Source organism: Hohaiivirga grylli (assembly GCF_039655745.1).
GTDB classification, from domain to species: Bacteria; Pseudomonadota; Alphaproteobacteria; order Rhizobiales; family Beijerinckiaceae; genus Hohaiivirga; species Hohaiivirga grylli.
The window spans coordinates 300,101-324,349 of sequence record NZ_JBBYXI010000002.1; the positions used below are offsets into that span (position 1 = coordinate 300,101).

Here is a 24,249-nt window from a genome sequence, read left to right on the forward strand (position 1 = left end):
GATAGTTTGCATAAAAAAACTGGCGCGAAAACCGCGCCAGTTAAAATTAAAGGAATGTTCTGGGGATTAGAACTTATAGGTGACACCAACACCGATCAGCCATGGATCGAGTTTGGCCTTTGTCTTAACGAACGTATCTCCAAGCCATGCCTTAGCAGTTGGACGCAGCCAAAGCTTTTTGACGTCGACGTTCAGACCCCAGTGCTTGTCGATCATGAAATCGACACCAGCCTGAAGAGCAACGCCGAACGCGTTATTGACCTTAAAGCCTGTAAAGTCCCCACGGGATTTGTTGTTATAGAAGATTGTATAGTTAACACCTGCACCGACATAAGGCTTGATATTATCGGTCAGGTTGAAGTGGTACTGCAGTGTCAGGGTTGGTGGAAGGAGCCATGTGCGACCAATACGACCGACGCCAGCCAGGCTACCTGCACCCTTAACACTGTGAGGTGTTGTGCCGAGAATCAATTCAACAGCGATGTTCTTCGTGAAGAAGTAACTGATGTCGAGTTCTGGAACGACTGTGTAAGTGGTAGAGATATTGCTGCCTGGCTCCCCAACGCCATCAAGCTTTACACGTGATTTGTCGCTCTTCTGAGGCATAACGCCGAGAGCACGAACACGGATCATCCATGGGTTCCAAAGCTCAATCGGGGCTTCGACACGCTCACGTCTTGGAAGGTCCGCTGCATTTGCTGAAATGGCAGGAACCAGAACTGTAGATGCTAAAAGGGTCGTAAGTAGTAAACGCTTCATTATCAATTTCCCCCTGAGGAATGAGCGAATGCTCGAAGAAAGAATGCAGAATCGGACAATGCCTGTTGCGAGCGTTTTATGTTTTGATCTATTTCAAATTGGAACTCGTTAAAGGGTGAATATTTTCTGATGTTGCTTTTTTGCAACCATATTCTTTGTACTTATCTTTGTTCGTAAGATTATGTTTTTAAATGGAAAAAAATATCTACCTGTAGTTTTGCCTTTTTCTATGTGCTTTCGATGATTTTTTGTTTTTTTATTACAAAAATCTCTTTTTGCTACTTTAGTATATTTAAAATACGAAGATAATTCGTTTTGGAGGCTTCCGGGTTCGAATCAAATCCCAGTTTGACCGTCGTCACTCCGCAAGGTAAACAGGGCGCTGCTTGCAAAGGTTTCTGTGACCAGATGCAGGCAGTCTTCATGATGTAATGATGTCTAAACTTTTTCAGGGTACTAGGCATTCCAGAAGTAATTTTAAGAGATAAGAGCTGATTATGGGATTTATTCCTTCCCAAAAAAACTGGAGGCTGGCCAAGTCGGACCTGGTACGAGGTTTGTGTGCTTGGGAAAGCTGGTATCTGCTTGGTATCAGCGATATTCGCCTTCGCTATAAGCGTTCAAGATTAGGTCAGCTCTGGATCACCATGAGTATGGCGATCTTTATTACCGGCATTGGCTTTGCTTTTTCCTTCCTGTTCAAGCAGGACGTAAAAAACTACATGCCGTATTTTGCCGTTAATTACGTTGTTTGGGGGCTGATCTCAGGTATTGTACTGGATAGTACGACAACTTTTACACAGTCAGCTGTCTATCTGACGCAGGAAGCTTTGCCTCGCTCTATTTTTGCGATGCGGGTTATCGTACGTAATCTGGTGCTCTTTGCTCATAATCTTATTATTATTCCAGTTATTTTTCTGATCTTTAAAGTACCTGTAACCTGGACAATTCTGTTGGCTATTCCCGGACTGATTATACTAATCGTTATCGGGTTTCTGGCGACAATATTGCTTTCAATGATTTGTACGCGTTTTCGCGACATGGCACAGATTTTACAGAACCTGATGCAGATGCTGTACTTCCTGACGCCCGTTATGTGGCGCCCCGAGCAGATGACGGATGCGTGGTACATTGTTATCTTTAACCCGTTTGCAGCCTGCCTTCGTATCGTGTCAGACCCGATCCACGGTATCGTTCCGCTGAACAGTGTCTACTACATGGTCTTTGCAACATTTGCCTTCTTATTGGTAACGACGCTGCTGATATTTGCCCATTTCCGCGCCCGCATTGTTTACTGGCTCTGACAGGGGGAGAAAGAAATGGCGTCTATTACTTTAAAGAATGCTTCTGTCGAGTTTCCGATTTTCAATGCTCGCGGTCGTTCGTTGCGCAATAACCTGATCCGGCGTGTCGGTGGAAATATTTCGCCTGATAACAGTGATGTTGTGACCGTTCAGGCCCTGCGTAATATTTCTATTACCCTTAATCCGGGTGATCGTCTCGCGCTGGTTGGACACAACGGGGCTGGGAAATCGACACTGCTTCGTGTTTTCTCTGGTGCTTATGAACCATCATCAGGTGAAGCGATCATTGATGGCAAGGTTTCATCCTTGCTTGATATCACCATGGGTATGGACCCTGAGCTGACAGGGGCTGAGAATATCATTCTGCGTGGTGTATTTACGGGCATGAAAATGTCTGAAGCCAAGGCGATTATTCCTGAAATTGCTGAGTTCTCAGAACTGGGTGATTATCTCAACCTGCCGATGCGTACCTATTCCAGTGGTATGACATTACGTATTGCTTTTGGTGTTTCAACCGTTCGCCCACCAGATATCCTGCTGCTTGATGAACTGATCAGCGTAGGTGATGCCGAGTTTGCCAAAAAGGCACGTAAACGCATTGAGGATATGATGGAGAAGGCAAGTATTCTTGTTCTGGCTTCGCATGATCCAAAAACCTTGAGACAATATTGTAACCGTGCTGTTCTGATTAGCGAAGGTACGATTGTTGCTGAAGGGGATGTTGATACTGTTCTTGAGGCTTACGGTGTCTCGCGCGGGGTGCAGGAAGAACTGAAATAGGGGGCCTGATGCGCTCGCTTATTACTGTCACAGACAGAATTTATCTGGACCCTGATGAAATTGAAGAGCAATTTATCCGCTCTTCAGGCCCGGGTGGTCAGAATGTCAATAAAGTGGCGACGGCTGTGCAGTTGCGGTTTAACATCCGCAATTCTCCCTCTCTTCCAGATCATATTAAAGAAAAAGCAGAAAAGCTTGCCGGTCAGCGTCTGACGAATGATGGTGCCATTGTCATTACGGCTGCACGCTTTCGTTTACAGGAAAGAAACCGTGAGGATGCTCTGGCGCGGCTTGTCCAGCTTCTGGCGAAAGCAGCAGAGCCTGTAAAACCCAGAAAAGCGACCAAACCAACCTATGCATCACGTGTCCGTCGCCTTGAAAGTAAAGCCAAGCGCTCTGGCGTTAAAAAACTCAGGCAGGGTAAGCCGCAGTTTGATTAGGGCCGGGGAGGGTAATTGTGCCAGTTGCCCTGATAATCCCTGATACGAATACATTCAGGGGCAGTATCGTCGATATAGTCTTTTGTGACGGGAACTTTTCCAAAGCCACCGGGGATATCAATCACATAAGTTGGCTGGCAAAGACCAGAGATATATCCGCGTAGCTGCTCAAAAATCTGCCGGCCTTCTGAAATAGATATGCGGAAGTGTGAGGTTCCGGGAGCAAGATCGGGATGGTGTAAGTAATAAGGGCGAATGCCTAGAGAGACAAAGCCCTGCATCAATTCAGACAACACTTGCGCATCATCATTGATATCCTTGAGAAGGACAGTCTGGCTTAAAAGCTGAATACCGGCCTTTTGCAGACGTTCACAGGCTTCTTTCATCGGCTGTGAGAGTTCTCGTGGATGATTGGAGTGAATGGCAATATAAACTGTTTTGCCTGATGCGGTGAGGGCTGAGACAAAGGCATCATCAATCCGCTCTGGGTTTGCGACAGGAATGCGGGAGTGAAACCGAATAACACGGATATGCTCAATCTTTGATAGGACAGTCATGATATTCCGCAGGCGTCTTTCCGAGAGAATAAGCGGATCTCCACCTGTCAGAATAACTTCCCATATCTGTTTGTTCTTTGTGATGTAGGCGATTGCATTTTCAAGTTCTGTATCTGTTAAAGAGCCATCACCTGCGGGGCCTACCATTTCGCGCCTGAAACAGAAACGACAGTAGACAGGGCAGATATGAACTGCCTTAAGAAGAACTCGGTCAGGATATCGATGAACGATACCCTTTACCGGTGTATGTGCATGATCCCCAATTGGATCTGCGAGTTCTTCATTGGTATGCGTCAGCTCGGAGATGGCAGGGACGAACTGAAGACCTATCGGGTCTTTCGGGTCATCTGGATTGATGAGAGATGCAAGAAGTGGAGAAACTGCAATTGCATAAGTTTTGGCAATTTTCTCCATATCTATGCGCTGATCTTCCGAGACCAGACCGGAAGATATCAGATGATCAACTGTTTTGAGGGTGAGAGTCATTCTGAATGTGCTTCTGCGACAGGTGTCCAGATCACCTGATCAATACGTAAGGCGCCCGTTGCAAGCATTACCAGACGGTCAAATCCTAAAGCAGCACCACTTGCTGGTGGCATGACTGCAAGGGCCTGAAGGAAGTCCTCATCAAGAGGATATGTTTCATTATAAAGGCGCTCTTTCTCTACCATCTCAATCTGGAAGCGTCGCCGCTGCTCCTGGGCATCGGTCAACTCACCAAACGCATTGGCAAGCTCAACACCACAGGCGTAGAGCTCAAAGCGCTCAGCAAAGCGTGGGTCATCTGCACAGGGCTGTGCCAGTGCCGCTTCATGTGTCGGATATTGATCAAGGATTGTTGCCCGGCCTTCGCCAAGGTTGGGTTCTATCTTCTCAACCAGTACCTTGGAGAACATATCAGACCAGGTATCATCTTCTGCAAAGCGGATATTAGCCTGTGATAGGGCTTCCCGCATTTTTTTCAGATCAGGAATACCTTCCGCTGACATTGTTTGCAGAAGATCAATGGCGGCATAGCGCATAAAGGCGTCTGCTACACTGAGGCGCTCAGGCTCAGCGAAGGGATCCATTGTTCGATTGCGGAAGGTAAATGACTTCGTCTGCGCCGTTTCAGCCGCCAGCTGGAGAAGGTGGGTGCAATCTTGCATCAACTGCTCATAGTTCTCGCCAACGCGGTACCATTCCAGCATTGTAAACTCAGGATGATGCAGGACACCGCGTTCTCTATTACGGTAAACCTTGCCAAATGAAACAATGCGTTTTTCTCCCGCTGCCAGAAGTTTCTTACAAGCGAACTCAGGTGAGGTATGCAGATACAAAGGCTGACGATCGCCATTTGAGAGGATAGCTGCTGTCTCAAAAGCATGCAGATGGGCTTCATTACCCGGAGATGTCTGGAGGGCCGCCGTTTCAACCTCCAGAAAATCATGCTCCTCAAAGAAGGTGCGGGTATTTTTCAGAATCCGGTTCCGCCCCAGCAGAAAAGGGCGGCGGTCAAGATGATTGGAGGGAGCCCACCAAGGCGATATTTTAGTCATGTTATTAACGCGTTGCGAGGCTGGCTCTGTTATCAAAATTGGCTTCAGGCATCACCTTACCATGGTTCAATAGCAAGGGGAGCGGAAAAAAATCGCTGAACCTTGGATAGTTTTTAGTCAAATTTGACAAGAAGGCTAGCGATTTCATTCAATATCGGGTAGTCGGTAACAGGATGATTTTTGATGCTGGTGATGCCGTTTCGGTTTCTGGCCAGTACAAACGATAAAATTTAAGGATAAAACCGTGAAAGTCGCAGCTAGCACCCTCAGAAAAGGCAACGTTGTTGAGATTGATGACAAGCTCTATGTCATTATCACAGCTGAAAATATTCACCCGGGTAAGGGCACACCAGTCACTCAGCTTGATATGCGCCGTATCAGTGATGGTGTTAAGGTCTCTGAACGCTACCGTACGACAGAACAGGTTGAGCGCGCATTTGTTGAAGACCGTCCATTCACATTCCTGTACTCGGATGCAGAAGGTCATCATTTCATGAATCCTGAAACCTATGATCAGGTACAGGTGTCTGAAGATGTTCTTGGTGATAGCAAGGTCTATCTGCAGGAAAGCATGTCGGTTATGCTGTCAGTTTACAATGGCGTTCCGATTGCTATTGAACTGCCACAGCGCGTTACCCTTGAGATTGTTGAGACAGAACCAACAGTTAAAGGGCAGACAGCATCTTCATCATATAAGCCTGCAGTGCTTTCAAATGGTCTGCGTACAATGGTTCCTCCGCACATCGCCACGGGTACCCGTGTTGTGATTATGACGGAAGACGGATCCTACGTCGAACGCGCAAAAGACTGATTTTCCCCTGTCACCCCGCGTATTGACCATATGCGGGGCCCCATTTGAACTGTGGGCATGATCGCATGGACGATTGTGTCTTTTGGGCTGTCTGGGTGCTCCAGACGGAATGATATAAGCGTAATGAATTCAAAAGATGCCCTTAAGAAAAGCAGACGGACTGCCGGAAATTTTTCCGACAGACGTGCTGGGCATCCGCGACTTGGACACCGTCGGATTCGTAAGAATTCTGAAAGCGGTAATGTTTACGCTGCCCTTGATCTTGGAACAAATAACTGCCGGTTACTTGTTGCACGCGCTTCCAAGAATGGCTTTCGGATTGTCAACTCTTTCTCTCGTATTGTGAGACTGGGTGAGGGAATGCGTAAAACCCATTATCTGAGCGAAGAAGCGATGGAGAGAACGCTTCAGGCATTACAGATCTGCAAGAGCAAATTGCAGAACAGTAACGTGACCAGATCGCGTCTGATTGCAACAGAGGCCTGCCGCAGTGCCAAGAATGGCCGTGAATTTGCAAAGCGGGTTGAAGAGCTGCTGGGGCTCGAGCTTGAAATTATTGATCATGAAACCGAAGCATACCTTGCCGTTGCTGGATGTGCTTCTCTGATTGATCCACGGGCTGAATCCTGCATCATTTTTGATATTGGAGGTGGGTCAACAGAGATTGCCTGGCTGGAGGGGACGCTTGGCGGGCCTCTTGCTGACCCAAAGGACAACATCAGGGTCTGGGATTCGATACCTGCCGGGGTTGTTTCTCTCGCAGAGGAATATGATGGCCATAATGTAACCCGTGCAAGCTATGAAGCTATGGTTGAGAGTATTACGGAGAAGCTTGCCGGATTTGCTGAAAAGGCAAAAGGAGCGGAGAACGCGCCATACTTTCATCTGCTAGGGACGTCGGGGACAGTGACAACACTCGGTGGTATTTATCTGGGGCTTCCCAAATATGACCGTAGGCGGGTTGATGGTCTCTGGATGACCGAGCAGGATATGACTGATATTATCAACCGTCTCATTCAGATGAGTTATGAAGAACGTGTCGCAAATCCGTGTATCGGAACAGAGAGGGCTGATCTTGTTTTGGCAGGATGTGCTATTCTGGACGCGATACGGCGTACATTCCCTTCACGATTCCTCAGGATTGCCGATAGAGGCTTACGTGAAGGTATCTTGATGACGATGATGCGTGAAGACGGTGTCTGGCATCAGGGAGCCTGATGGTGAGTAAAACAACAGGAACAGGACAAAGATCACTCAAGCAGCGCTTGAAGACAGCGAAGAAAAGAACTCTATCTTCTCAACGCTGGCTTGAGCGGCAACTGAATGATCCATTCGTCGCGAAAGCGAAGAGCGAAGGCTATCGCTCACGTGCAGCTTACAAGCTGCTTGAGATGAACGATAAGTTCAAGTTATTCAAACCCGGGCAGCGGGTGGTTGATTTGGGTGCCGCTCCCGGAGGCTGGTCTCAGATTGCAGCCCGTGAGGTTGGAAGTAAGCAGGGTAAGGGCAGGGTCGTTGGTATCGATCTTCTTGAAATTGAGCCAATGCCAGGTGTTGATTTCATTCAGCTGGACTTTCTGGATGATAAGGCCCCGGATATTCTGATTGAGATGCTGGGCGGGCCTGCTGATGTTGTGATGTCAGATATGGCTGCGAATACAACAGGTCATAAGAAGACAGATCACCTGCGTATTATTGGTCTCGCAGAAACGGCAGTGCATTTTGCCCGTCAAATTCTGGCACCCGGTGGGGCATTTGTTGCCAAGGTTTTTCAGGGCGGAACAGAAAACGACCTGCTGAACGATTTGAAGAGAGACTTCTCGGTTGTTCGCCATGTGAAGCCTGCTGCAAGCCGTGCGGATTCATCAGAACTTTATGTGTTGGCGACAGGGTTTAGGGGCCGCCCGGATAAAGATCAGGATGAGGAATAAGAAAAAGCCCCGGTTTTATTCCGGGGCTTTTTTACTGTTATGGGGCTACAAAAGTATCCGGGTCAGGGCCAAAACGTGTGCCTGCATCCATCGCATCAATCACGTCATGATCATCTGCATCCAGCTTGAAGTCGAATACATTAATGTTTTCCTGTATCCGACTCGGCGTAATAGATTTTGGAATGACGATAAGTCCCTTATCAAGATGCCAACGTAGAATGATCTGAGCGACTGACTTGTTATGCTTTTTTGCAATGGCAACGAGGGTTGAATCTTCAAGCAACCGGCCTGAGCCAAGGGGGCTCCAGCTTTCTGTCAGAATGCCGTGCTTTTCATGGAAAGCTCTCATTTCTCTTTGCTGGAGACGTGGGTGCAACTCAATTTGGTTGAGAACTGGTTTCACACCTGTTTCATCGATTAGGCGTGTCAGATGGGCCGCTGTAAAATTAGAGACACCGATAGAGCGAACGCGTCCTTCTTCCTTAAGACGGATAAAAGCTTTCCAAGTCTCAACATAGAGGTCAGTGGAGGGCACAGGCCAGTGAATGAGCAGGAGATCAAGATACTCCAGTGAAAGACGGTCCATGCTTTCATTAAAAGCTTTTAATGTCTCATCAAAGCCGTGACGGGTATTCCAGATTTTAGTGGTAATGAAGAGCTCATCACGGTTGAGGCCGCTTTTAGCGATACCCTCACCAACACCTTCTTCATTGCCATAAATTGCTGCTGTATCAATCAGACGGTAGTTTGCCTTGATTGCATCCTGAACAGCAGTGCTCGCAACTTCATTTGCGACTTGCCAGACGCCGAGTCCAAGCTGAGGAATGCTGTGACCATCATGGAATTTAAGTGCTGGAATAGGAGACATGGATTTCACCTTTATGTGGTACCGACCAGTGTCAGTGCGCTAAAAAACTGAGGCCTTATATATAGTCAAATGAACACAGGTTTCAGTATGAGCTTTCGCACAACGGGTAAAATTTTAGAAAATTCAATCACTTGCCGATGTCTTCGGAATCAATTTCTCAGCTTTCGAACAGAGACTTGTTCAAGAACACTTGATTTCTCAAAGAGATAACCCATGTCTTTGAATCATTTTCTCGTATTGTGAATGTGTCCGGACATCTCTTCACCTGCATTTGCCGGCAACCGCATAAAGATGAATCCGGAGATTGCCGAGATTGCTGCAACGAAAAGGAAAGCAATCTTGAAGTCCTCTGTCAGGAGTTCCAGATCGCCTCGGATGTGTTGAGCCATTTCAAGGCCAAAGGCCCCCATTGTCACGCCAAGACTGAGAGACAGCTGCTGCATCATTGCCGAGAAGCTGGTGGCATAGCTCATGTCACGTTTTGAAATATCGGCAAAGGCGAGGGCATTGAGACTGGTGAACTGCATTGAGCGGAAACACCCGCCAATAAACAGAACTGTCAGAATAATGGAATGAGATGTTGTTACGGTGAAAAAGCCCTGCGCTGCTAGAAAAGCGGACGCAAGAAACGCATTAATAATCAATAGCCATTTAAAGCCTGTTATGCGCAACACTTTGACGCCAATTGTTTTCGTAAACAGAGCGCCTAATGCGGCGACAAAAGTCAGCATGCCTGATTGAACCGGACTCATTCCAAAACCAATCTGCAACATGAGAGGCAGTAGGAAAGGCACAGAGCCTGTACCGATGCGGAAGAACATGCCACCAATAACGCTGGAACGGAAAGTCTGGACTTTCAGGAGGCTTATCTTCAGAACCGGGTTCAAAATATTACGTGAGTGGATAAAATAACCAATTCCACATGCAAGGCCAATGACAATACAGCTTATTGATATCTCCAGCGGCAACATATGACCGCCGGTGGTTGCAAGGCCAAACATGACAAGTGAGAGTGCAAGGCCAGATAGAATAAAGCCTTTCAGATCAAGAGGCGGTGTGTCGTCTTCCTTGAGATTATCAAAGAAGATGGTTGCCATAACCAGGCCAAGAACGGCAACAGGAATATTGATCAGGAATATCCAGCGCCAATGGAAATAGGTGGTAATGAAGCCACCCAATGGCGGCCCGATGACGGGCCCGACAAGCGCTGGAATGGTGAGCGTTGCAAGAGCTGAAACAACCTCGGCCTTGGGAACGCTGCGCAGCAGAATCAATCTGCCAACTGGCACCATCATGGCTGCTCCCATGCCCTGTACGAAGCGAGCAAATACAAACCATTCAAGAGAGTTTGCGGCAGCGCAGGCGATGGAGCCGAGAATGAAAACGCACAAGGCACTGCGGAAAACAGTTTTTGCCCCAAAGCGATCAGCAACCCATCCGCAAATCGGGATGAAGATGGCAAGACTGATCATGTAGGACATCAAGGCCAGCTTGAGTGATAAGGGCTGAATGCCAAAATCCTGAGCAATGGCTTGAAGGGATGTTGATAGGACTGTCCCATCGACGTTTTCCATGAATAACGCCGTTGCAACAGTCAGGGGAATGATACGCGCTTTACGCATCCCGGAGGCAATCTATATAATGGTAATGAGGCTTGAGAGGTGTAGATGGTGTTTTATCGCCATCGACCAGACAACAGTTTGATATCTAGCTGTTTTTTATGTCATTAGGCAAGAACATAACTGAACGTGATGTGTATTGTGTCGCATTACTGCGATTAATAGGCTGTGACCCCTTGGCTATTTAACAACATCGTGCTACGGACAATCGCCAACTCATACCGTTTCCGGATTGCTTGCCGGAAGATAAAATAATTAGTTTAGGAGTTGGCCATGGCCCGCATTTCAGTTGATAAAATTCCTGAAGGTTTAACCTTCGATGACGTCCTTTTGCGCCCGGGTTTCTCAGAAGTTTTGCCCGCTGATGTGCAGGTTGGAACAACTCTGACAAAATCCATTTCCCTTGCAATGCCTATTCTCGCTTCTGCGATGGATACTGTGACCGAAGCACAGATGGCGATTGCCATGGCTCAGAATGGTGGTTTGGGCGTCATTCACCGTAACTTTGAGCCGGAAGAACAGGCTGAGCAGGTTCGTCAGGTCAAAAAGTACGAATCCGGTATGGTCATGAACCCGATTACCATTCACCCGGATGAAACATTAGCCAGCGCCCTTGCTCTTATGAAGGCAAACAACATCTCCGGTATTCCGGTTGTTGAGCGTGGCCCAAATGACAGCAACGGCAAGCTTGTTGGCATTCTGACAAACCGTGACGTGCGTTTTGCGAAAGATCCGAAGCAGAAGGTCTCGGAGCTGATGACCAAGGATCGTCTGATCACGGTTCGTGAAGGCGTCTCTCAGGATGAAGCCAAGCGTCTGCTGCACCAGTTCCGTATTGAAAAGCTTCTGGTCGTTGATGATCACTACCGTTGCATCGGTCTTATCACTGTCAAGGATATGGAAAAGCAGGTTGCTTACCCGAATGCTTCCAAGGATGGCAAAGGCCGTCTGCTGGCAGCCGCTGCTTCCACGACAGGGCAGATGGGTATTGAGCGCGCGCAGATGCTGATTGACGCCGGTGTTGATATTCTGGTCATCGATACGGCTCACGGGCATTCCGCAGGCGTTTTGAAGTCTGTGACGGCCGTTAAGAAGCTCTCAAGCTCTGTACAGATCGTTGCCGGTAACGTTGCAACACGAGATGGCACGAAAGCCCTGATTGATGCCGGTGCCGATGCTGTTAAGGTTGGTATTGGCCCGGGTTCCATCTGTACAACACGTATTGTTGCCGGTGTTGGCGTTCCGCAGCTGACAGCTATTATGGAAGCCGTTGAGGCGGCAGATGCTGCTGGCGTTAATGTTATCGCTGATGGTGGTATCAAGTTCTCTGGCGATCTGGCAAAGGCACTTGCTGCCGGTGCATCCTGCGCGATGGTTGGCTCGCTGCTCTCCGGTACTGATGAAACACCGGGTGAAACATTCCTCTATCAGGGCCGTTCTTACAAAGCTTACCGTGGTATGGGGTCTGTTGGTGCGATGGCACGTGGCTCTGCTGACCGTTACTTCCAGGCAGAGGTTCGCGATACCCTGAAGCTGGTGCCAGAGGGAATTGAGGGGCAGGTTGCCTATAAGGGCCCTGTGGCCGGTGTTCTGCATCAGCTGGTTGGTGGTCTTCGTGCATCCATGGGTTATGTTGGTGCCAAGAACCTGATTGAATTCAAGGAAAAATCAGAGTTCGTCCGCATTACAAGTGCCGGGCTTCGTGAAAGTCACGTCCACGATGTGACGATCACCCGTGAAAGCCCGAATTACCCAACACGTATGTAAGGGTACTTGAATTAAAAATACCACCGGGGATACTCCGGTGGTATTTATCTTTTCTGAGAGGCTAATATGTCAGTTCCCGCTTTTCTTATTCCGGTTTTCATTCAGGTTGCATTGACGTTCTTTCTGGGAATCTGGCTGGGTAAGGAGCGCGGCGTTGCGATTAAAACCGGCCTCGTTGAATATGATCCGATCTATCCTGTGAGATGGCCGGAAAAGACACAGAAAGTTTCAAACTCTTTCCATAATCAGTTTGAAATTCCACCCTTATTCTATGTGGTCATGATCCTGATTATCATGACGAGCAAGATTGATTATGCCTTTGCTGTTCTGTCATGGATATTTGTGATTTCCCGTATTGTGCACGCGGGTGTCCATACAACCAATAATGAAGTTAAATATCGTGGGCCTGCCTATCTGATCGGGGTGCTAGCTCTGCTTCTGATGTGGATTCACTTAGCGATTGTGCTTTTACTCGCGTGAGAAAGTTTATTTAAATGACTCCAGCCGCTCATATTTCCGCTGCTATTGAAGTGATTGCTGACATTTCAGCAAGACGCCGCCCGGCAACGGATGCCCTGAAAGACTGGGGTTTGTCGCATCGGTTCGCTGGCTCCAAAGACCGCGCTGCGATTGCTAGCCTTGTCTATGATACCCTGAGACGCAAAGCCTCAAGCGCTTGGCTTATGGGCAATGAAGAGCCGCGATCGTTAGTGCTTGGTATGCTGAAACTTCAGAAAAATCTGGATGTTGCAGCAATTGATGACCATTTTTCTGGTGCCCGTTTCGCACCTGAGCCTTTAAGTGCTGAAGAGCGTGAAAACCTTGCAAAAGATGGCTTAAAGGGTGCGCCTTTGCATGTAGCCGGTGACTTCCCGGAATGGATAGAAGCATCGCTTGTTCGTATCTTTGGTGATGAGGTTGAAGCAGAAATGCAGGCGCTAACCCATCGTGCCCCGCTTGATCTGCGGGTGAATACACTCAAAGCCAACCGTGATGATGTGAATGCTGCTCTGGCGCATCTGGCGCTTGAGCCAACATCACATTCCCCTGTTGGTCTGCGGGCAATCCCTGCCGAGAACAGGAGAGGGCCTGCTGTCCAGTCTGAGCCGGAATACATCAAGGGTGAGATTGAGATACAGGATGAAGGCTCGCAGCTTGCGGCCTTGCTAAGTGCTGTGCACGCTGGTGAGCAGGTTGTTGATCTGTGCGCCGGTGGCGGTGGCAAGACATTGGCACTGGCTGCCCAGATGAACAATGGCGGCCAGATCTATGCGTCCGATTCCGATCAGCGTCGCTTAGCACCTATCCATGCGCGTCTTGAGCGGGCAGGGGTACGTAACGTGCAGGTCAGAACGCCGCGCGGTGGTGCTGATGCCGTAACAGACCTTGATGGCAAGATTGATTGCGTGCTTGTTGATGCCCCGTGCACCGGCACCGGCACATGGCGTCGCAACCCGGATGCCAAGTGGCGCTTACGTCCCGGTTCTTTATCGGTTCGTGTCAATGATCAGGCGGTTGTTCTTGACCGTGCAGCCCAGCTGGTCAAGCCGGAAGGTCGTATCGTTTATATTACCTGCTCAGTGCTGCCTGAAGAAAACGACGAGAGCGTTGCTGCATTTCTGGAACGTTCTCCGGAATTTAAAAGCGTCCCGGCTGGTGAGGTGCTGGAGCGAGCGCTTCTGTCACGGCTTGAGCCGGTCTTCCGCAAGACAGAACATGGCCTGCAGATGTCGCCCCTTAAAACGGGCACAGACGGCTTCTATGTGTCTGTGCTTGAGCGCCGGGCGAAGAAGTAATTTCAGCCCATATTCTCTGGTTTAACTGGGGAAGAGGGTGGATAATGCACTTAATTCAGGTGATGACCTCCTGATGCGCGTTAATGCCGGTTGCGCTGGCATTAACATTGTCTTAGAGCGTCGTTGTCTCAGCTATGCCCGCAGAAGTTAAGGAGCCATCATGACTACACAACAGCACGATAAAATTCTCATTATTGATTTTGGCTCCCAGGTTACTCAGCTGATTGCACGCCGCGTTCGTGAAGAAGGCGTTTATTCAGAGATCGTGCCGTTTCAGAGTGCCGCAAAAGCTTTTGCTGAGATGAAGCCAAAGGGTGTTATCCTTTCTGGCTCACCTGCCTCCGTCTCTGATGACAACTCACCACGTGCCCCGCAGGAAATCTTTGATTCCGGCGTTCCGATCTTCGGTATCTGCTATGGGCAGCAGGTGATGGCTGAGCAGAATGGCGGCGCAGTTGAGGGTGGTCATGCGGCTGAATTTGGGCGCGCAGAGGTTAAGGTTCTGCAAGATAGCCCATTGTTTGAAGGCGTCTGGAAGAAGGGCGAAGAATATCCGGTCTGGATGAGCCATGGTGACCGTATCACCAAGCTGCCAGACGGTTTTGAGATTTGTGCGGTTTCCGAGCATGCACCTTTTGCAGTTATCGCTAATGAACAGCGCCGTTATTACGGCACCCAGTTCCACCCGGAAGTGGTGCATACCCCACAGGGTGCAGCCCTTATCCGTAACTTTGTACGCAAGATTTCCGGCTGTCAGGGTGACTGGACAATGAAGGCCTTCCGTGAGGAAGAGATTGAACGCATCCGTGCCAAGGTCGGCAAGGGCAAGGTTATCTGCGGCCTTTCCGGTGGTGTTGATTCATCCGTTGCGGCTATCCTGATTCATGAGGCCATTGGCGACCAGCTGACCTGCGTCTTCGTTGACCACGGCCTGCTGCGTGCCGGTGAAGCTGAGCAGGTCGTGACCCTGTTCCGCGATCACTACAATATTCCGCTCGTCCATGTGCAGGCTCAGGATATGTTCCTTGATGCGCTCGCTGGCGTCTCAGACCCTGAAGTAAAGCGCAAGACCATTGGCCGCCTGTTCATTGAAGTGTTTGAGCAGGAAGCCAAGAAGATCGGTGGTGCTGAGTTCCTTGCACAGGGCACGCTCTACCCAGACGTGATTGAGAGTGTCTCCTTCACAGGTGGCCCATCTGTCACCATCAAGAGCCACCACAATGTTGGTGGTCTGCCAGAGCGCATGAATATGCAGCTGGTTGAGCCACTGCGTGAGCTCTTTAAGGATGAAGTGCGTAAGCTCGGTTATGAGCTCGGCCTGCCAGAAATTTTCGTTGGCCGCCACCCATTCCCGGGACCGGGCCTTGCCATCCGCTGCCCGGGTGAAATCACCCGCGAAAAGCTCGACATTCTGCGCAAAGCCGATGCCGTTTATCTCGATGAAATCCGCAAAGCCGGCCTCTACGACAAAATCTGGCAGGCATTCGCCGTTCTGCTCCCCGTCCGCACCGTCGGTGTCATGGGCGATGGCCGCACCTACGATTACGCCTGCGCCTTGCGCGCAGTAACCTCAACAGACGGCATGACAGCCGACTTCTACCCCTACGACATGGCCTTCCTCGGCCGCGTTGCTACCCGTATTATCAATGAAGTGCGGGGGATTAACCGGGTGACCTACGACATCACCTCCAAGCCTCCCGGGACTATTGAGTGGGAGTGATTGGGCGCCTGGTAAAACGCCAAAGAATAAAAATAAGCCCGTATCATTACGGGCTTTTAACTAGCATGTTTAAATCAGAAAGGCTCTCTGAGAGCGTGTCTTCAAAATAAGCAAGAGTATTATTCCATAACTTCAAAATTCGAACCTAGAATTTCCTCGTTAGCCGCAAAGCCGCGGCGAATTAAGTTCTCCTTAACCGCAGTTGGAGATGAAGTATAGATAACATGAGCAAGACTACTCTTAGCTCTAGTTGAGGTAACATAGAATAACCGACGGGTTCTCTCTATCCCAGTTTCTTCTCCTGCATCAGCTCTGGCGCGTGAGGCGGCACTAGGAAGTTTTGCACCAAAATACTGTTCATACGAAAACATAAACCCGCCTGCGTCATCATCATCCATTATGACCATCACCCGCTCAAATTCATTACCTTTTACTCCTTGATGGGTTCTGTAGATTGCATTCTCATTAACATAGTCATGATACCCAAAAATTTGAGAGAAGGGTGTTTCCAGCGCTAGCGCCCAAGCGTCAAACTCATCATTGCTATAATCCTCACTGTTTGGCTCATCTATGGTTTCAGCTGCAACATCGTCTAAATTTGCTCTCTGAGATACAAAAACGTCTAGTTTTCTCGGTATTTTCAATAAATTCTGATTGCTGATTAAAGATAGAACTTCACCAAAGGAAACAGTCTTTTCTGTGATCACGTTTTTTAATTTCTTAACAGCCGTGCGAGCCGGAGAAAGAGGGTCATCTAAGTTATTGCTGAATACGACCTCTTCTAACAGAGGAGATTTGTTATCGCGTAATATTGCCATAACTTTAAAATTTTCACTTTTATTTATGGCTGACACAAGCGGCGCAACGACTTGAGAGAAGAAATTTACTTCAGTGTTGGTGCCATCAAACAGTTGGTCCCTAATATTAGATGATTTTGAAAGAGCATCTAAAAGTTGGGAAAATCCTAAGCGCTTACTCACCATTCGATGTTCAAGTAAAAGAACAGCAGTGTCTTTTGAGTTTGGAATGCTCCATCCCGCATCCTGAAGAGACTGTGACATAAAATCTCTTATTTCCTTTTCAATATTTTCCTTATCTTTAGTCTCTTGTGGGAATATAAAGAACCGAATGAAGCCGTTTGCTGCACCTTCTTTAGCATATTGTTGCCTGCCATCATCTTCTCTTCTAATAGCATTTCCTAATCCTACAATTCGTCTGCCCGATCGATGGTTCATTTCTTTGTCAAGCTCAAGCCAACCTTTCGGTGTCGTTATTCCCAACTCGGGTTCACCTCCGCCGAAAATCCGTTGCATGGTGTCCCCAAAAAGACCTACAACTACTTCTGATTGATATTTATCTTGAAAATCGAAGATCGCATTAATTACCTCTTTATTTGTATCTTGGCTCTCATCCACAAATATGAATGGGTACTTGTTTAGTAAGATTTGAGCCATTAACGGTTTTGTAGATAGAAAACTTGCAAAAATCTTCAAAACCTCGGTGTGGGATAAGGCATTCTGTGTCGAATTTATACCGTTAGGATCATATACAAATGAGCGTCGCGTTGATAACCACTCAAGCTTCTCAGTGAGGCGTATGATGTTTCTCTTTCTTGTATCAGAGGCAACACCTGCACGCCCGCGCATTTCACGATCACGTAAGTCGGTTAGTACATCGGGTATCGTTTTTAAAAACCATTGTCGTATATCATCATTGAAGGCACGTATAGCGTGCCAGCAAAAGCTATGGATTGTCGAAATATGAAATATCGGATGTCTTTCGACTCTATCTTGAATTTCCTCTGCCGCATTATTTGTAAAGGTAATAACGGCGACCTGTTTTCCCAATTGAGAAAACTCAGAATGGTACTTTTCCTTTACGGAGTTAAGCGCTTCCTTAAGTGAAAAGGTTTTACCTGAGCCTGCGCCAGCAAAGGTGATGAAACTGTTGCCATTTCCCACCTGAAGAGAATCTTTAATTTTAAGGTCTATCAGGCTGTCATGATCAATCGGTTTGGTATCAGCCAGAAGATATGAGGGCATCATTTCCAATCTCCCGAATAGGTTTCAGTTGTAGTTCAAGCCACTCAAGCCCCAAGCTTATGTATTTTGGCGGAATAAATTTCTCACTAACTTCTGAAGATATGTAGAGTAGGCAATTGAATGCAAAATCACCTTTTGCAAGAGCTTGTACGTATTGGAAAAGGTCGTCCTCAATGCGTGAGCTATTGACTGCGGAATTGTAGATAGTTTTTTGTAAAGCGCTGATGCTCTTAAAGTGAGGATGGTTAATATTCGTAACTATCAGTGCATCCTCAAAAGTACGCGAAAAAACTTCAATCCCTTTGATGGCATGCGCCTTTTGAAATGCCACATAGAGTGGTGCTTTGCTATCTTTAGCTATATGCTCTTCACTCTTAAGGTTGAGTAGATCATCAATTTGATTTAACTTTGGATACCAACTATTTAATGTATAATTGCTTGTAGTTTGGTTAGAATTTTTCTTAGGAGGGCACTTTTTATTATCAGGGCCTCGCGTATCAAGGTCAGTAATAATAAGCGTAGAGATTCCTAACTTCTCAATTAGCGCCTTGTACTTATGTGTATGCGCACCATTTACTTCTAAAATTGAAAGATATCTTCTTGAAAGATTTGGGTAGTTATTTTTAATAAATTCGGGAATCAAAAGGCGCTCGGCTTGCCCTTCTACGAAGATAACACCATCTGCAAAAAAGATATCACAGTGTGTTAGTTTGAGATGCTTACTAACAAAGCTTAATTCTTCTTTTTCAGCTAAAAAAAGCTCTGACATATTTTCAACTGAGGTATGATCCATCTTTACATTAGCACCAGCGCAACGTCGCTGGAAATATCTTAAACTTTTAAAATCGATGTCGTTAATTATATGGCTAGAATGAGTGCTGACGATTAGTTGGGTTTTATAAAGCTTTTTCTTTCCAAGAAGTTCATGATTTCTAAGTGTACCATAAGCCTTCTCTATGAACACACGCTGTACTTGGGCATGAAGGTTTACTTCAGGTTCTTCTACTAGAACGAGGTGAATAGGTTCAATTTCTGCCGACAAGTCATCATCAGAAGAAATGGATTTTCCTTTCCTCATCCATTTGTCACGGAAGCCAAGCAGCCGAAATGTAAGGTAAATTAAGTTTTGATATCCTAAGCCGAGATAACTTTCCGGAAGACTTTCATCTTTATTTTTATCGAACCGATATCCTACAGAAGAGGTTTTCCTCAAAGCGTCTGTACCGCTAATTTTAGCAGTGATTTCTACTGTTGGATTTCCGCCGATTCCTGGATATCCCATATCTTCGAGTTCTTTCAGTGGTGACTCGAATTGTTGTGTAAGGCGATGCGTGAACCCTGTTTCCATTTTCTGCTGCATTTTGAGTACTTCAATGTCGTCTTCCTCTGGAAAGTCGTCAGGATTTAGAAAGCTATCGTAATAGTCACGTAGAAGCTTATTGAGGCGTTGTTTTTCTGTATAAGGACCTTTCAAAAAGTCATCGTCATCATACCCAAGGCCCCGTTGCTCAGAAATTACGTCAACTCTGATTAATTTTTTTAATATTGATGAAGAAATTGGTTGGTCAAAAAAACCATCAGGTAATTTATCTTTATCTGAATCTGAAACAATATTTCTAGATGCTATGTCTAAAGAAACAATATAATGTCGTTGCTTGAAATATTTTGTAATGTTGCGCCCTTTTTCTATAAAATCAAATAAACATTTAGGCCACAACTTGACATCTGAATGACTGGAAACAACGCTTCTTGCCTGCCTGAACTTTGCGGCTAGATCCTCGATATCTTCGGGCTCATACATGATCCGCACACCAAGTTGTCCGCCATTCCAGTCTAGATCTGGAAGAATTTCTCGGGCACGATACGCTTCAGACGCCAATGCAGCGATCCTCACCTCGAGGCTTGGTAATAGACAAGTGATTTGTTTTTTGGCTTCTTCCAATTCCTCTTCTGAAACTTTAGCGTTCTCCAAAAGAAGGCCAATCTTTGATATTTGTTGCCAGTTTTGTTTAGGAATATCTCGCATTCGAAGGTTGTCAGGCCGGACGAGAAATGTGTGTAGTGCGCTAATACAAGAAGTCTTTCCGCTATTGTTTGCGCCAACCAAGATGGTTTTTTTGTCATCTAGAACCAGATTTACATCAACTAATCTGCGATAGTTTTTGAGACCTAAAGATGAGATTTGCATTTAATTCTGATCCCGAATCTGTGCGGAATACAATTGGTACTATTTTTGGAATATTTTTCCAACATGCGTTAATTTTTAATATTTTATCTGACTGTTTTTTGGTGATATTTTAAGTTAATAAATAATGTGTCAGGAGTGAAATATTAAATTTCAGAGGCAAATATTCACTTTAGACCATAAGTCTGTTTGGCATAATTTAATCTTAGAGGCACGATACCCCTTATGTATCCTGTAATGAATAATACCAAATGGGATGAGCTTAGATTGGCAATGTACAATCTTACTGATCTTTCACCCATGTGGCGCACTTTGGATACTGAAAAAGATTACCTGTCACCGTGGGATGGTGAGTGGTTTTACCATTTTCGTAACGGAGGTTACGAGTTCATAAAGTGGGTTGAAATTGAGGTTTTGACTGCCCAACAGGAACAGGCTGTTTTAGCTCAACTGAAAAAGATACATGTTCCAGGCGAACGTACCGAAAATGGTTTTCGCGTATTTGGGTACGTTGAGACTGGAACAGAAGTGAATTACTTATAAGATACTCGGGTTAGGTAATGAGCTTTAAGCCTGATTGTATGTAGAATGAACGGAACTTACCCCTTAACCCCCAACTTCATAACATATTCCCTCACATCCTCCGGCCATCTAGCAATCTCCATCTCCAACCTTTCCCTATCACCCGCAAACAACGCACGTGTTGCTTCTTCATAGCCCGGTAAATCGCCAGCCATGGCGCTCATGAAGCGGTAGGTGGCTTCCTGGGCGGCTTTGGTGTTTTGGATGGCGGTTTTGCGTTTGGCTTCTTCGACCAGTTTTCTCAAGGTCACAGAGGCGCCGCCGGGTTGGGTGGCGAGCCACTCCCATTGTTGGGGGAGGAGGGTGATTTCTTTGGCGACGACGCCGAGCTTGGGGCGGCCGCGGCCTTTGGGGGCAACTGGTGTCGGGTCGGCCAGACGCGGTGGGCGGTTGCTGGGTGAGGCTTGCGGTGGAGCGGATAATCTTGTGATGATATCGGCCTTGGTGCCGCGCAGATCGAGATCAACAACTTTGCCGTTGGCATCATCAAACACAAGGATGGTGTCTGTCTGATCGGCCTCGAGTGCGGCTTTGACAGCCATGGCAACTTCGATCAACGGGCCTGACGAGAGGCGCTGGGTGTTTCTAAAGGCAGTGCAGGGTTTCGTAATTAATTCAGACATGGCTTTCACTTTCAAACTTATTCTGAATTAATACCCGGGTAAAAAATATAAGTCAATATTACCCGGATAAAATAATGAGGCAGATAATATGTAAAATTATTTATTTTTTAGGGGGTGAAAAATGAAAGTTACCGTATCGGTTTTGTTGTTTAGTTAGAGTAGGTCACAAAATAAAACAGGATGATTTTCTGTGCCGGTTTTGCCTTGCCAGCAGCGAACGGATTAAAAAATAAGGGAACATGATCTCTCTCAGGCTGTTGTCCTCAAGTTAAATAACAATCTTTATGTAGAGGAGAGAGGGATGCCCAAAGAGAAAACATTGAACGATCTGTTTCATGATGGCTTGAAAGATATCTACTACGCGGAGCGTAAAATTATTAAGACTCTTCCCAAGATGAAGCAAGCTGCTCAATCTAATGATCTCAAGGCGGCTTTTGAAAAACATCATGAGCAGACGGAAACCCATGTTGAGCGCCTTACGCAGATTTTTGAAATTATTGGAAAGCCGGCACGTGGCAAAACCTGTGATGCAATTGAAGGGATCATTGCTGAGGGTGAAGAGATAATTGAAGAGTTTAAGGATACTCCGGCTCTTGATGCAGGTTTGATTTCGTCTGCTCAAGCTGTTGAACACTATGAAATGGCCCGTTACGGTACGCTTAAACGATGGGCTGTAGAGCTCGGATTGAAAGATGCTGCCAAGCTGTTGGATCAGACGCTGAAGGAAGAGTATCAAACCGATAGTGATCTGACTAAGCTTGCAGATTCATCAGTCAACCGAAAAGCCCTTGCTGCTTAATTTTATATTCAGGTACCGGAGCAATCCGGTACCTTTAATTTTTGCCTTTCACGTTTCCCATAAAAACAGCAAACAATATGAAGAAGCGTGAATGATGCTGCTCGTATTTTATAATCAAGAACTCTACATCTTGAGATGTTCAAAAGAATAGTAATAACTTTTATTTGAAAATATAATTCAAATTTAAGATATAGAAATTTTATTTTTAGTATATTTTTTTCATAAATAATACACATTAAATAGAATTAATATTTTAATTTGGAACTTAATAGTTGTGTTTTCGTTAACTGTTTGTGTTTTGGAAAAATATTATGAGGATCATCCATATGAATATGAAAATATTGGCTATCGCTAGTGCTTGCATTCTTGCGCCTTCACTGGCGCTGGCACAAGACACTAGGTCTCCTGAAATGCCTGCTGTTTCTAAGCCTGATCATCAAAACCCTGATGCGCCTGTTAAGGGCGAAAACAGCTTTACTGAAAGTCAGGCTAAGGAACGCTTTGAGCAAGCGGGTTATACCAATGTTTCTGGCTTAAGGCTTAATAAAGATGGAATTTGGGAAGCCACGGCAATGGAGGGCGTTGGCCAGGTAAAGCTTAAGCTAGATTATCAGGGAAATATAACATTCTCAAAGAAATAAAAAATTTAAGCATTCATAAATTTGAAGTTTAGTGAGGAGAGTACAAATGAGAACGGTAACAGGTTTATTCGATGATTACAGTACGGCACAGGATGCCGTTAGTGATCTTGAAGACATTGGCATTCCATCCTCAGATATCAGTATAGTTTCACACCATAGTGGAGACGAAACGAATGCTGGTGAGGGTGCTGGCATTGGAGCTGGCGTAGGTGCTGCTGTTGGCGGTGCAGGTGGTCTGCTTGCGGGCCTTGGAATTATGGCTATTCCAGGTGTTGGTCCTGTTGTTGCAGCCGGCTGGCTGGCTTCCACATTAGCGGGTGCTGTTGGTGGTGCGGTTGTTGGTGGCGCCACTGGCGGATTGATCGGCGCCCTGACGGAATCTGGTGTGTCCGAGGATGATGCTAATTTTTACGCAGAGGGTGTCCGCCGCGGTGGTACTATTGTGACTGCACGCGTTGCAGATGAAAAATATGCGGAAGCCGATGCTATTCTGAAAGGCTTGGATCGTGTTGATATTGCTGCACGCCGTCAGCAGTATGTTGATGATGGCTGGCAGAAATTTGATCCAAATGCCAAGCCTTACACAGATGAAGAGATTGATCGCGAGAGAAATCGTTATCTCTAATCTGTGTTGAGATTATATAAACAGGCGGCGTCTTGATTGCGCCGCCTGTATTTTGTCAAATTAAATTCAACCTTGTGGCAATATAAACGGCCTGTACCGTATTAATTGCGGAGAGCTTGGTTTTAGCTTCATCCAGATAGAAGCGCACAGAGCGTGCACCAATGCCGAGAATATCACTGATCTCCTGCATGGATTTGCCTTCTGACAGCCAGCGCAGGCAGGTTGCCTCACGGGGTGTCAGGTTGATCTCGCGTTTTATGTCTGTTTCACCATGATTCAGTGACTTATGGATCATGGTTGCCGCGACCATTGCAAGCTGCGGGTTCATGGTGTGCGCTGTTGACAGATCTTTCAGATCAGAGGCAACAGTAATGATGGCTTTATGCCCGAAACCTGTTGGAACGGTAATTGAGAAACCGGAACGAATGCCAAATTCAGTCGCATCTCCGAAGAAGTTGGCAACATCCCTGGATGTGTTCTTCTCGTTATCTGCTGAGGCCCAGTTGTAAATATAGGAACCACGCTTGGCCTGCGTGACAACAGGATCAACCCGGAAATAGTTTTTCTCGAAATAGATGCCTTGCCATTCCTTCGGATAATTGGAAACGACAAAGTTCTCCCCATTCCTCATATCGAGGTAACAGAAGTATTTCGACCCACACTCTGAGGCAAATTTATGCAGAATGTGCCTAAGACCGGTTTCTGAAATCGGTGCGCCCACAGAGTCGATCAGATGTTCGAATGCTGTATTCATGCAGCATCATCCTGTTGCTTATCTGAGTTTTTAATAAATTAAGATAAGAAAATTTTCAACTATAATTTTGTTTAATTTTGCAACTTTCGTGTAAAAGAAAGACCGTAT

At 46.6% G+C, this 24,249-nt stretch carries 23 protein-coding genes; 14 read left to right on the top strand and 9 right to left on the bottom strand.

Annotated features, from left to right (window positions below; genetic code table 11):
* Positions 1 to 66: 66 nt before the first annotated feature.
* Entirely contained in the window at positions 67 to 759 is a 693-nt protein-coding gene (locus WJT86_RS05740; protein ID WP_346336568.1) for an OmpW/AlkL family protein, read from the bottom strand.
* Between the two features lie 557 nt (positions 760 to 1,316).
* Here WJT86_RS05740 and WJT86_RS05745 point away from each other — a divergent pair.
* From WJT86_RS05745 to arfB, 3 genes are read left to right on the top strand one after another with little or no spacing between them, the layout of a single operon-like run.
* Complete coding sequence (locus WJT86_RS05745; protein ID WP_346336569.1) at positions 1,317 to 2,063, top strand: ABC transporter permease; 747 nt, start codon at positions 1,317 to 1,319, stop codon at positions 2,061 to 2,063.
* Between the two features lie 15 nt (positions 2,064 to 2,078).
* Entirely contained in the window at positions 2,079 to 2,843 is a 765-nt protein-coding gene (locus WJT86_RS05750) for an ABC transporter ATP-binding protein (RefSeq protein WP_346336570.1), read from the top strand.
* 8 nt (positions 2,844 to 2,851) lie between these two features.
* Complete coding sequence (gene arfB, locus WJT86_RS05755; protein ID WP_346336571.1) at positions 2,852 to 3,283, top strand: alternative ribosome rescue aminoacyl-tRNA hydrolase ArfB; 432 nt, start codon at positions 2,852 to 2,854, stop codon at positions 3,281 to 3,283.
* Here the strand turns inward: arfB and WJT86_RS05760 are convergent.
* Both WJT86_RS05760 and epmA read right to left on the bottom strand, forming a co-directional pair.
* Positions 3,280 to 4,326, bottom strand: coding sequence for a lysine-2,3-aminomutase-like protein (locus tag WJT86_RS05760; RefSeq protein WP_346336572.1), 1,047 nt, complete (start codon positions 4,324 to 4,326; stop codon positions 3,280 to 3,282). The genes arfB and WJT86_RS05760 overlap by 4 nt on opposite strands.
* The gene (gene epmA, locus WJT86_RS05765) at positions 4,323 to 5,378 is read right to left on the bottom strand and encodes an EF-P lysine aminoacylase EpmA (protein ID WP_346336573.1); all 1,056 of its coding nucleotides are present in this window, start codon (positions 5,376 to 5,378) and stop codon (positions 4,323 to 4,325) included. Before epmA ends, WJT86_RS05760 begins: the two co-directional genes overlap by 4 nt.
* Before the next feature lie 244 nt (positions 5,379 to 5,622).
* Between epmA and efp the strand changes: the two genes are divergently transcribed.
* From efp to WJT86_RS05780, 3 genes are all read left to right on the top strand, one after another.
* Positions 5,623 to 6,189, top strand: coding sequence for an elongation factor P (efp, locus tag WJT86_RS05770; protein WP_346336574.1), 567 nt, complete (start codon positions 5,623 to 5,625; stop codon positions 6,187 to 6,189).
* 123 nt (positions 6,190 to 6,312) lie between these two features.
* Positions 6,313 to 7,407 (top strand): Ppx/GppA phosphatase family protein, encoded by a 1,095-nt coding sequence (locus tag WJT86_RS05775; RefSeq protein ID WP_346336575.1) that lies wholly within the window; start codon positions 6,313 to 6,315, stop codon positions 7,405 to 7,407.
* Between the two features lie 2 nt (positions 7,408 to 7,409).
* Positions 7,410 to 8,120 carry an RlmE family RNA methyltransferase gene (locus WJT86_RS05780; protein ID WP_346336576.1) on the top strand — a complete coding sequence of 237 codons (711 nt, stop codon included), beginning with the start codon at positions 7,410 to 7,412 and terminating at the stop codon, positions 8,118 to 8,120.
* Positions 8,121 to 8,157: 37 nt separating this feature from the next.
* On the opposite strand, the gene WJT86_RS05785 is transcribed toward WJT86_RS05780, so the two are convergent.
* Entirely contained in the window at positions 8,158 to 8,988 is an 831-nt protein-coding gene (locus WJT86_RS05785; protein WP_346336577.1) for an aldo/keto reductase, read from the bottom strand.
* A 224-nt stretch (positions 8,989 to 9,212) separates the two neighbouring features.
* Positions 9,213 to 10,610, bottom strand: coding sequence for an MFS transporter (locus tag WJT86_RS05790; protein WP_346336578.1), 1,398 nt, complete (start codon positions 10,608 to 10,610; stop codon positions 9,213 to 9,215).
* Positions 10,611 to 10,880: 270 nt separating this feature from the next.
* On the opposite strand from WJT86_RS05790, the gene guaB reads away from it, so the two are divergent.
* From guaB to guaA, 4 genes are all read left to right on the top strand, one after another.
* The gene (guaB, locus tag WJT86_RS05795) at positions 10,881 to 12,374 is read left to right on the top strand and encodes an IMP dehydrogenase (RefSeq protein ID WP_346336579.1); all 1,494 of its coding nucleotides are present in this window, start codon (positions 10,881 to 10,883) and stop codon (positions 12,372 to 12,374) included.
* Positions 12,375 to 12,440: 66 nt separating this feature from the next.
* Positions 12,441 to 12,854 carry an MAPEG family protein gene (locus tag WJT86_RS05800; protein ID WP_346336580.1) on the top strand — a complete coding sequence of 138 codons (414 nt, stop codon included), beginning with the start codon at positions 12,441 to 12,443 and terminating at the stop codon, positions 12,852 to 12,854.
* A 14-nt stretch (positions 12,855 to 12,868) separates the two neighbouring features.
* Positions 12,869 to 14,170 (top strand): RsmB/NOP family class I SAM-dependent RNA methyltransferase, encoded by a 1,302-nt coding sequence (locus tag WJT86_RS05805; RefSeq protein WP_346336581.1) that lies wholly within the window; start codon positions 12,869 to 12,871, stop codon positions 14,168 to 14,170.
* Positions 14,171 to 14,330: 160 nt separating this feature from the next.
* Positions 14,331 to 15,890: a glutamine-hydrolyzing GMP synthase gene (gene guaA / locus WJT86_RS05810; RefSeq protein ID WP_346336582.1), complete on the top strand. Its 1,560-nt coding sequence runs from the start codon at positions 14,331 to 14,333 to the stop codon at positions 15,888 to 15,890.
* 119 nt (positions 15,891 to 16,009) lie between these two features.
* Here guaA and WJT86_RS05815 read toward each other — a convergent pair whose 3' ends face one another.
* Positions 16,010 to 17,935, bottom strand: coding sequence for a UvrD-helicase domain-containing protein (locus WJT86_RS05815; RefSeq protein WP_346336583.1), 1,926 nt, complete (start codon positions 17,933 to 17,935; stop codon positions 16,010 to 16,012).
* Entirely contained in the window at positions 17,910 to 20,120 is a 2,211-nt protein-coding gene (locus WJT86_RS05820) for an ATP-dependent nuclease (protein WP_346336584.1), read from the bottom strand. Before WJT86_RS05820 ends, WJT86_RS05815 begins: the two co-directional genes overlap by 26 nt.
* 234 nt (positions 20,121 to 20,354) lie before the next feature.
* Between WJT86_RS05820 and WJT86_RS05825 the strand changes: the two genes are divergently transcribed.
* Positions 20,355 to 20,660, top strand: a complete 306-nt coding sequence (locus WJT86_RS05825; RefSeq protein ID WP_346336585.1) for a DUF6678 family protein — start codon at positions 20,355 to 20,357, stop codon at positions 20,658 to 20,660.
* 56 nt (positions 20,661 to 20,716) lie between these two features.
* Here the strand turns inward: WJT86_RS05825 and WJT86_RS05830 are convergent, their stop codons facing one another.
* Positions 20,717 to 21,322, bottom strand: a complete 606-nt coding sequence (locus WJT86_RS05830) for a DUF2239 family protein (protein ID WP_346336586.1) — start codon at positions 21,320 to 21,322, stop codon at positions 20,717 to 20,719.
* 301 nt (positions 21,323 to 21,623) lie between these two features.
* Between WJT86_RS05830 and WJT86_RS05835 the strand changes: the two genes are divergently transcribed.
* The 3 genes from WJT86_RS05835 (at position 21,624) to WJT86_RS05845 (ending at position 23,387) form a co-directional block, all read left to right on the top strand.
* The gene (locus WJT86_RS05835; RefSeq protein ID WP_346336587.1) at positions 21,624 to 22,121 is read left to right on the top strand and encodes a YciE/YciF ferroxidase family protein; all 498 of its coding nucleotides are present in this window, start codon (positions 21,624 to 21,626) and stop codon (positions 22,119 to 22,121) included.
* Between the two features lie 326 nt (positions 22,122 to 22,447).
* On the top strand, positions 22,448 to 22,762 hold the full coding sequence (locus WJT86_RS05840; protein WP_346336588.1) for a PepSY domain-containing protein: 315 nt from the start codon (positions 22,448 to 22,450) through the stop codon (positions 22,760 to 22,762).
* A gap of 46 nt (positions 22,763 to 22,808) precedes the next feature.
* Complete coding sequence (locus tag WJT86_RS05845) at positions 22,809 to 23,387, top strand: general stress protein (protein ID WP_346336589.1); 579 nt, start codon at positions 22,809 to 22,811, stop codon at positions 23,385 to 23,387.
* A gap of 55 nt (positions 23,388 to 23,442) precedes the next feature.
* On the opposite strand, the gene WJT86_RS05850 is transcribed toward WJT86_RS05845, so the two are convergent.
* A complete protein-coding gene (locus tag WJT86_RS05850; RefSeq protein WP_346336590.1) occupies positions 23,443 to 24,141 on the bottom strand; it encodes an autoinducer binding domain-containing protein in 699 nt (232 codons plus the stop codon).
* Between the last annotated feature and the right edge of the window lie 108 nt (positions 24,142 to 24,249).

Bases quoted from the DNA above. Each gene is read 5' to 3' on its own strand.
- WJT86_RS05740 (WP_346336568.1), bottom strand. From the start codon at position 759: ATGAAGCGTTTACTACTTACGACCCTTTTAGCATCTACAGTTCTGGTT.
- WJT86_RS05750 (WP_346336570.1), top strand. From the start codon at position 2,079: ATGGCGTCTATTACTTTAAAGAATGCTTCTGTCGAGTTTCCGATTTTC.
- arfB (WP_346336571.1), top strand. From the start codon at position 2,852: ATGCGCTCGCTTATTACTGTCACAGACAGAATTTATCTGGACCCTGAT.
- WJT86_RS05760 (WP_346336572.1), bottom strand. From the start codon at position 4,326: ATGACTCTCACCCTCAAAACAGTTGATCATCTGATATCTTCCGGTCTG.
- epmA (WP_346336573.1), bottom strand. From the start codon at position 5,378: ATGACTAAAATATCGCCTTGGTGGGCTCCCTCCAATCATCTTGACCGC.
- WJT86_RS05775 (WP_346336575.1), top strand. From the start codon at position 6,313: ATGAATTCAAAAGATGCCCTTAAGAAAAGCAGACGGACTGCCGGAAAT.
- WJT86_RS05785 (WP_346336577.1), bottom strand. From the start codon at position 8,988: ATGTCTCCTATTCCAGCACTTAAATTCCATGATGGTCACAGCATTCCT.
- WJT86_RS05790 (WP_346336578.1), bottom strand. From the start codon at position 10,610: ATGCGTAAAGCGCGTATCATTCCCCTGACTGTTGCAACGGCGTTATTC.
- guaB (WP_346336579.1), top strand. From the start codon at position 10,881: ATGGCCCGCATTTCAGTTGATAAAATTCCTGAAGGTTTAACCTTCGAT.
- WJT86_RS05800 (WP_346336580.1), top strand. From the start codon at position 12,441: ATGTCAGTTCCCGCTTTTCTTATTCCGGTTTTCATTCAGGTTGCATTG.
- WJT86_RS05805 (WP_346336581.1), top strand. From the start codon at position 12,869: ATGACTCCAGCCGCTCATATTTCCGCTGCTATTGAAGTGATTGCTGAC.
- guaA (WP_346336582.1), top strand. From the start codon at position 14,331: ATGACTACACAACAGCACGATAAAATTCTCATTATTGATTTTGGCTCC.
- WJT86_RS05815 (WP_346336583.1), bottom strand. From the start codon at position 17,935: ATGATGCCCTCATATCTTCTGGCTGATACCAAACCGATTGATCATGAC.
- WJT86_RS05820 (WP_346336584.1), bottom strand. From the start codon at position 20,120: ATGCAAATCTCATCTTTAGGTCTCAAAAACTATCGCAGATTAGTTGAT.
- WJT86_RS05825 (WP_346336585.1), top strand. From the start codon at position 20,355: ATGAATAATACCAAATGGGATGAGCTTAGATTGGCAATGTACAATCTT.
- WJT86_RS05830 (WP_346336586.1), bottom strand. From the start codon at position 21,322: ATGTCTGAATTAATTACGAAACCCTGCACTGCCTTTAGAAACACCCAG.
- WJT86_RS05835 (WP_346336587.1), top strand. From the start codon at position 21,624: ATGCCCAAAGAGAAAACATTGAACGATCTGTTTCATGATGGCTTGAAA.
- WJT86_RS05840 (WP_346336588.1), top strand. From the start codon at position 22,448: ATGAATATGAAAATATTGGCTATCGCTAGTGCTTGCATTCTTGCGCCT.
- WJT86_RS05845 (WP_346336589.1), top strand. From the start codon at position 22,809: ATGAGAACGGTAACAGGTTTATTCGATGATTACAGTACGGCACAGGAT.
- WJT86_RS05850 (WP_346336590.1), bottom strand. From the start codon at position 24,141: ATGAATACAGCATTCGAACATCTGATCGACTCTGTGGGCGCACCGATT.